Raw genomic sequence first — 7,688 nt, forward strand, 5'->3', positions numbered from 1 at the left:
TCGGTCGAACGCGCACCCGTGGACTCGATGCCGTACTACCTCGCCCGACGTTACTGACATGAATCCCGCAAGCTCGATGAAACAGCGTGTATCGCGGCGATATTCGAATCGCTCGTCGCGAGCCGAACGATTGACACTCCCCCATTGCGCGGAATGTGATGTCATCCTCTCGCCCGCGAGCGCGGTCTGCGCCAGGTGCCGTGGGGCGCGGTTGGACGTGACGCGGTGTTGCGGAGACGGCACTGTCGTGTCCTGGCGAACGGTTCACGGCGACCCCTCGACCGTTCTCGCCATCGTGGAATTGGACGAGGGGCCGTGGCTGTACACTTTCCTCACCGAATCCCCTCGCGCGGATGCGCCTGGACCGCTACGAGTGTCGTTTCAGGGGCGTGAAGAAGGTAAGCGCTACCCGGTGTTCTGCTTGTGCGGCGACGACCGTGGTGAACTGCTATCGGACGTCAACTCCGGCCTGCTGAACCATTGACCTCACGCGAGTCACGCTCCTGCGCGGTCGAGACGTACCACGCTGCGATCTGCGCTCTGGAACTGAATCCCAGTTTTGTCAGTACGTGTTCCACGTGTCCCTGAGCGGTGCGCAGCGAGATTACCAAGTGCTCCGCAATCGCGCGATTGGTCAACCCTTGGGCAACCAGTTCCGCAACTTGCTGCTCACGAGGAGTGAGGTGAGGCCCTTCAGCCGACGACGCAGTCGTGACACTGGAGCGCTTGTCGAGCGCATATGCGACAGCTTCACCCTCGGACATCGCAAACCCGCTGCGAAACGACTTGTCGAAAGCATCGTCACCCATGGCTTTGCGAGCAGTCTCTGCAGCAGTGTCGTGATGAGCTGACAAACCCGGCAGTCCCGCCAGCCGTCCCCCGACCTTCTGCCAATACATGGCTGCCGCGCCGAGCAGAACCGCTGCATGCTTCCAATCACGTTGCGCTGCAGCAATCCACGCCAACGGCTCGATACACCACGCCGAGTTCATCGGGGCATCGAGAATTCTCAGACTTCGAGTCAAATAGTCACTTGCGGCCTCCAATGCACCTCGGAGCCAGCTCACGAGCCCGAGAGTTCCCAGCGCAAATGCCTGGAACATCATCTCGTCGGCGGGCACGGTGATCGCGAGAATCTCTTCGTTGCACTCCACAGAGCGATCAAGAGCGCCGGACAGGAAGTACGCGACGCCCAAGGTATCCAGGCCGATCACAACATGCAGCAGATTCTTGTCGAGTCGAAACAGCGTCAACGCGGATTCCAGCTTGGCTGTAGCGGTATCGAAGTTACCTCTGAAGGTATCGACGTATCCGTCTCCCCACGTCGCCAAGCCGCGCGAGCGCACATCCGCCAAGTCGTTTGCCAGGCGCCAACTCTCGTCGACCAACTCTTCTGCCCGTTCGAGTTCCCCCTGCATCGCGTGATTCACGGCGTCGATGGCCAAGACATCCACTCGGAACGGATCCAGCTCTCGATCCTCTGCATTCAAGGCTCGATCCGTCCAATAACGCGCCTGCACAAGTAATCCACCTGCAAGCCAGAATCTGTACAACGCACCGACCATTCGCGTTGCAGATCGCGCCTCTCCGGCAGTGGAAATCGAGTACTCCAACGCATCGTTGAGGTTGCGCTGTTCACGACCGAGCCTTGCGATCCAGGCAGCTTGCCGGCCACTGATCCACTCGGCTTCCGCATGAACGACCAGTGCCTCGAACCAATCACGATGGCTTCGACGCAGAGCGGAATACTCACCGGCGGACTCCAACTTTTCATGTCCGTACTCCCGGAGTAGGTCGAGGAGGTGGTACCGAACATCCCCGTCGGTTTCCTCACGAATCAGGATGGACTTCTCGACCAACGCGGTGACGAGATCGAGCACTTCGGTCGAATTCATGTCCTGCCCACACACGCCCTCAGCGGCGTCGAGGTCGAACCCACCCGAGAACACCGACAACCTCCCCCACAACTGCTGTTCGGTTGGCGAGCAGAGGTCGTAACTCCAATCGATCGACAATCGCAGCGTCTGTTGACGACTCGGAACGTCGCGTCCACCCGTTGTAAGAAGTCGGTATCGATCCGAGAGCCTGTTCATGATCTGCTCAGCAGACATACCACGCAGGCGAGCTGCCGCCAGTTCGATCGGAAGTGGGAGTCCATCCAAGTCGTGACAGATATGCGCAACGGCGCGCTTGTTCTCCTCGGTGAGGGTGAAACCAGGTACGACGGAAGCCGCACGCTCGGTGAACAACGACACCGATTCGTACTGGGCAATTCCCTCGAATTCGGGCGGCTGTTGCTGCGGTGTGGTGAGTGAGGGAACGCGCATCGTCACCTCACCGCCCAGGCCCAGCGATTCGCGGCTCGTCGCCAGGATCTTGACGCCGGCACATCGCCGTAGGATCGCGCCTACGAACACAGCGACGGCATCGACCAGATGTTCACAGTTGTCGAGCACCAACAGCAGACTCCGATCGGCGCAGTAGTCGATCAATGCCTGCAGCGGGTCCGCCGACGAGACCGACCGGACACCAAGGGTCACGGCGACATGATCTTCGAGGAGATCCGAATCTGTCTGCTCCCCCAGTTCCACCAACCAGGCACCGTCTCGAAACACCCTTTGCAACGCGCCCGCAAGTCGGATCGCGAGCCGTGTCTTGCCCACGCCACCGATCCCGGTGAGTGTCAACAAACGGGACGTCTCGAACAATCTCCTGGCGTCGGCCAACTCACGCCGACGACCGACGAAACTCGTCAGCTCCAAGGGCAGGTTGCCGACAACTCGCTGGTCGGCTTCTGAGCGCACAGCGGATGCCATCGACCGACTCGCTTTCTGCCATACCACTACACAACAACGCTACCCCCACGATCGGCCTCCCGAGCAGCACTCACGCGAGCATGTGATCGGAGCCCACTTGTTCTCCCCCGAGTGCGAGATGCACGACGGCCACACCGGTGTCACGCAGACGAAACAACGTATTCCTACTCTGGCAGACAGACGAAGGGAGAGCGACATGCCGCCGCGCCGTAGATCGGTACTGCTGACGCAACTGGTAATCGATGCTCCCGGAAGTCCACAACAAACGATCCTCGACGAACTGCGGCGAGTGATTCTGTCGGGTTCGGCGCCTCCGGGTACCCCGATTCCTCTCGGCGACGTGGCTGATGTGTTCGGTGTCAGTCGAATACCTGTGCGGGAATCACTGAAAACACTGGTCGGAGAGTCCTTGGTCGACCATCGACATCAATTCGGCTACACCGTTGCTCAGCTGACGCCGGCAGAACTGCGAGAGATGTACATCGTCCGCGAAACTCTCGAATCAGCTGCATTGGCCGTCGCCGTCGAGCAGGCAACCGAAGAGGATCACGAACACGCCGTCGAGGTGAACTCCCGTTTGGAGATCGCATTGCGCTACGACGACTCTCAGTCCTATCACTGCGAGAGCCGAAACTTTCATCTCGCACTGACCCGACCGTCTCAGATGCTTCGACTTCTGCACATGTTCGAAGCTGCCTGGAACATCACCGAACCAGTACAGCCGATGGTCCATGTTGCCGGCGTCGATCGCCGGGTTCTGCACTCGGATCACACCGCGATGCTGGACGCATTCCTGCGTCGGGACGCATCCGCACTTCTGAGCGCTTCCGAAATCCATCATCGCCGACTCGATACCGTGATCGCGACTCTACCGACAGACACCGGTCTATTGGCCGAAAAAGATATACCGATCGCGCAATAGTCGTGCAACACAGCATCGATACCTTTCTCTCAACACAGTTTTCATCACTGACGCTGAGAGCTCGTGGCACCGTCCGCTGATTTCCTGCACTGATGCACAGGAGCTGTCATGACCGACATTCTTCCGTCCCGAACGACCACTACCCCCACTCCCCCAAAGGAAAGCGGATCGGGTGACCTTGTCGAAGCCGCGGGTCACCCTGTCGGAAGCGGCCTGATCAAGCCGGGCTACGACCCTCGTTTGACCAACGAGGACTTGGCGCCGCTTCGCAAGCAGACCTGGTCGTCGTACAACATCTTCGCCTTCTGGATGTCCGACGTACACAGCGTCGGCGGATATGTCACTGCCGGTAGTCTTTTCGCACTGGGATTGGCCAGCTGGCAAGTACTCGTCGCCCTGCTGGTCGGTATCACGATCGTCTACTTCTTCTGCAATCTCGTCGCCAAGCCCAGCCAAGTTACCGGCGTGCCGTATCCGGTGATCTGCCGCAGCGTGTTCGGCGTCCTCGGCGCGAACATCCCGGCAATCATTCGTGGCCTGATTGCCGTGGCTTGGTATGGAATTCAAACCTTCCTCGCTTCAGCAGCCCTCGATGTCGTACTGATCAAACTCTTTCCGTCACTCGCGCCCTATGCCGTCGTCGAAGACTACGGATTCGCCGGACTCTCCGCACTGGGCTGGGGAAGTTTCATGCTCCTGTGGGTACTTCAGGCCTGTGTCTTCTGGCGAGGCATGGAATCGATCCGCCGCTTCATCGACTTCTGCGGGCCGGCTGTGTATGTCGTGATGTTCATGCTGTGCGGCTACCTGATCTACAAGGCAGGCTGGAGCGCCGTCGATCTCACGCTCGGCGACGTCAAGTACTCGGGTTTCGACGCCGTGCCTGTCATGCTCGGTGCGATCGCTCTGGTTGTCTCGTACTTCTCCGGACCGATGCTCAACTTCGGCGACTTCTCCCGCTACGGAAAGTCGTTCGCTGCCGTCAAGAAGGGCAACTTCCTCGGTTTGCCGTTGAACTTCCTCGTATTCTCGGTGTTGGTCGTCGTCACTGCATCGTTGACGCTGCCGGTGTACGGCGAACTGATCACCGATCCCGTTGCAACCGTTGCACGAATCGACAGCACCTTCGCCATCGTTCTCGGTGCACTCACCTTCACCATCGCCACGATCGGCATCAACATCGTGGCCAACTTCATTTCCCCGGCCTTCGACTTCTCCAACGTGAGTCCGCAGAAGATCAGCTGGCGCGCCGGCGGAATGATCGCAGCGATCGGCTCGATCCTCATCACGCCGTGGAACTTGTACAACAATCCGGACGTCATTCACTACACACTCGAAACCCTCGGAGCCTTCATCGGTCCGCTGTTCGGAATTCTGATTGCCGACTACTACCTCGTGCGCAAGCAGAAGGTCATCGTCGACGAACTGTTCAGCATGTCGCCGACCGGAACCTACTGGTACAGCAAGGGATACAACCCTGCTGCAGTGATCGCCACCGTGGTGGGAGCCGTCGTCGCGATGGTCCCGGTCCTGGGCAAGGACCTCACCGGGATGTACACCGCAGCGCAGTACAGCTGGTTCATCGGTTGTGGGCTCGGATTCACCGTCTATTACCTACTCGCCGCGCGCTCTTCCTCAGCTGTCCGGAATGCTTCCTCTCCCGACACTGTGACGGTCGACTGATCGTCATGAGAATCAAGGTGATCAACCCCAACACCACGTGGGCGATGACCGCCAAGATCGAGGAATGTGCCCGGACCGTCGCAGGCTCGGGCACATTCGTCGAGGCTGTCAGCCCTGCCATGGGTCCCGCGTCGATCGAAAGCCACTACGACGAAGCTCTCAGCGTCCCCGGAATCCTGACCGAGATCGCCGCCGGAGAAAAGAACGAAGTCGACGGCTACGTCATCGCTTGCTTCGGTGACCCAGGTCTTGATGCAGCCCGAGAGTTGGCCAAGGGCCCCGTCGTAGCTGTTGCCGAAGCGGCCATGAACTACGCAAGTTTCCTGGGTCGCGGATTCAGCATCGTGACCACTCTCGGTCGAACCCGCGGCCGCGCAGCCGATCTGGTGGACCGGTACGGCATGCAGGCTCGGTGCCGGGGTATCCACTCCTGCGAGATTCCGGTTCTGGAACTCGATCGTGATCCCGACGCGCGAAAGGTGATCTTGGAAGCCTGTTTCGACGCATTGGAGCAAGACGACTCGGACGTCCTCGTGCTGGGTTGCGCCGGCATGGCGGACCTGTGCCAGGACTTGTCCGACGAACTGGGTGTCCCGGTAGTCGACGGCGTTGCCGCTGGGGTCACGATGGTTCAGTCGTTGGTCACCCTCGGACTGTCGACCAGTTCACGCGGCGAGTTCGCACGGCCACTTCCCAAGAACTACACCGGTACACTGACACCGTTCTCGCTGTGAGCGTGCCTGAGCGAGAGTCGAACACCTGTCACCAGCAGCGCCAGGATCGCGAACAATACTCCAGCCCAGACTAATTGGCGGGTTTCGAAATGCGCGAGAAACAGTCCACCGACCGCAGTGCCGAGCGTGATCCCCAGGTTGGAGAACGAGATGAAAAGGCTGTTGCCGAATTCAGGCGCGTCGACTGCGTCTCGCCCCATCCAGCTCTGCGAAACCACCAGTCCACCGGAATGCACTACACCCCAAACCAACACGGCTACAACCATCGCGCCGAAGTACGGGCCCGCCAGATAGAGCATCACGTAGACGACGATGTACAGCAAGGGAAAAGCCACAACCGTGCGCACCACCCCCTTGGCGAGCAGAGCCCCGAAGACGAAGTTGCCGAAGATCATCACGACACCGAAAGCCAAGAGCATCGCGCTGATCCACGATCCGCTCATGCCGGTCACTTCGCCGAGGTATTCGGCAAAGTATCCGTACACCGAGAACATGGCTGCGAAGACGAAGGTGACGGAAAGAATGGTCAACCACACGCGCGGCCGGCGAAGTATCCCGACCTGTGCACCGTACGACAGGCGTTGTGTTACAGGAGCCGAGGGCAGAAGTACGACAATCCCGAAAAACGCGAGAACGTTGACCACGGCGCCGAACACGAATGCTGTCGACACCGAAAAGTTCTCGGCCAAATAGGACGTCAAGGGCACGCCGAACGCGAATCCGACTGTGACGCCTGCAAATACCTTGGTCACCGCGGCGGTCGCCTGTTCCGGCGATACCAGACGAACCGCACTTGCAAGCGCGACAGCGAAGAAGACCGGATGAACCACGGCGGGGATGGTCCGAAATGCAAACATCACCTCGAAACTCGATGTGGTCGCATACACCACATTGGAGACCGCAAAGACTGCAATCGCCACCAACAGAACGGTTCTCCTGTTGATTCCCGAGGTGATCAGCGTTGTGAACGGACCGGTCACCGCCACGACGAGTGCAAACACACCGACCAACCATCCGGCAGTCGACGCGGTGATACCGAACTTTTCGCTGATCTGAGGCAGAACCCCGATAATGCCCATCTCCGTAGTGATGATTCCGAATACACCCAACGCCAGAACCGGTATCAACAATTTCGACTTCACGACACACTCCTCACTACTACGTCACACAAGACAGCTACATATCTAGATATGTAGATATATTTGGTTGAACAAACCGGCCGACGAGGGCAATTCGGCCGCTACAGCTTTTCGCGAACGAATTCCCTGAACTCGCCGATCACGGATTCGTTTCGTCGGTAATACGTCCACTTCCCGATGCGCTCGGACTCGAGCAGACCCACATCTTTCATGCCCTGCAGGTACCCCGAGATCACCGACTGGGCAAGTCCCGATCGCCCCTGGATGTCACCCACACAGACTCCGATGTGAAACCCGAGATCCTGCTGCGTATACGAGTCCTCGTCGAAATACTTCGCCGGGTGCGCGAGCCACTCCATGATCTGCAGGCGAGTCGGGTTGGACAGCGCCTTGA

At 59.2% G+C, this 7,688-nt stretch carries 7 protein-coding genes; 4 read left to right on the plus strand and 3 right to left on the minus strand.

Annotated features, from left to right (window positions below; genetic code table 11):
• Window positions 1–247 precede the first annotated feature (247 nt).
• On the plus strand, window positions 248–484 hold the full coding sequence (locus ACYP01_RS02625) for a PhlB family protein (protein WP_058226163.1): 237 nt from the start codon (window positions 248–250) through the stop codon (window positions 482–484).
• Here the strand turns inward: ACYP01_RS02625 and ACYP01_RS02630 are convergent.
• Entirely contained in the window at window positions 459–2,816 is a 2,358-nt protein-coding gene (locus ACYP01_RS02630; protein ID WP_459678569.1) for an ATP-binding protein, read from the minus strand. The two genes, ACYP01_RS02625 and ACYP01_RS02630, sit on opposite strands and share 26 nt — an antisense overlap.
• A gap of 196 nt (window positions 2,817–3,012) precedes the next feature.
• Here ACYP01_RS02630 and ACYP01_RS02635 point away from each other — a divergent pair, with 196 nt between their 5' ends.
• The 3 genes from ACYP01_RS02635 (at window position 3,013) to ACYP01_RS02645 (ending at window position 6,155) form a co-directional block, all read left to right on the plus strand.
• Window positions 3,013–3,738, plus strand: a complete 726-nt coding sequence (locus ACYP01_RS02635; RefSeq protein WP_064114424.1) for a GntR family transcriptional regulator — start codon at window positions 3,013–3,015, stop codon at window positions 3,736–3,738.
• 108 nt (window positions 3,739–3,846) lie between these two features.
• The gene (locus ACYP01_RS02640; protein WP_459678572.1) at window positions 3,847–5,421 is read left to right on the plus strand and encodes an NCS1 family nucleobase:cation symporter-1; all 1,575 of its coding nucleotides are present in this window, start codon (window positions 3,847–3,849) and stop codon (window positions 5,419–5,421) included.
• 5 nt (window positions 5,422–5,426) lie between these two features.
• A complete protein-coding gene (locus tag ACYP01_RS02645; RefSeq protein WP_007733934.1) occupies window positions 5,427–6,155 on the plus strand; it encodes an aspartate/glutamate racemase family protein in 729 nt (242 codons plus the stop codon).
• Here the strand turns inward: ACYP01_RS02645 and ACYP01_RS02650 are convergent.
• Together ACYP01_RS02650 and ACYP01_RS02655 are read right to left on the minus strand one after the other, a co-directional pair.
• Window positions 6,122–7,297 (minus strand): MFS transporter, encoded by a 1,176-nt coding sequence (locus tag ACYP01_RS02650; RefSeq protein WP_459678575.1) that lies wholly within the window; start codon window positions 7,295–7,297, stop codon window positions 6,122–6,124. The two genes, ACYP01_RS02645 and ACYP01_RS02650, sit on opposite strands and share 34 nt — an antisense overlap.
• A 98-nt stretch (window positions 7,298–7,395) precedes the next feature.
• A partial coding sequence (locus ACYP01_RS02655) for an ArsR/SmtB family transcription factor (protein ID WP_459678577.1) occupies window positions 7,396–7,688 on the minus strand: 293 nt, incomplete at its 5' end.

It is taken from the genome of Rhodococcus sp. no. 34, from assembly GCF_054589475.1.

What these genes read in the sequence shown, in the direction of transcription:
- ACYP01_RS02630 (WP_459678569.1), bottom strand. Translation starts at nt 2,816, where the DNA reads ATGGCATCCGCTGTGCGCTCAGAAGCCGACCAGCGAGTTGTCGGCAAC.
- ACYP01_RS02635 (WP_064114424.1), top strand. Translation starts at nt 3,013, where the DNA reads ATGCCGCCGCGCCGTAGATCGGTACTGCTGACGCAACTGGTAATCGAT.
- ACYP01_RS02640 (WP_459678572.1), top strand. Translation starts at nt 3,847, where the DNA reads ATGACCGACATTCTTCCGTCCCGAACGACCACTACCCCCACTCCCCCA.
- ACYP01_RS02645 (WP_007733934.1), top strand. Translation starts at nt 5,427, where the DNA reads ATGAGAATCAAGGTGATCAACCCCAACACCACGTGGGCGATGACCGCC.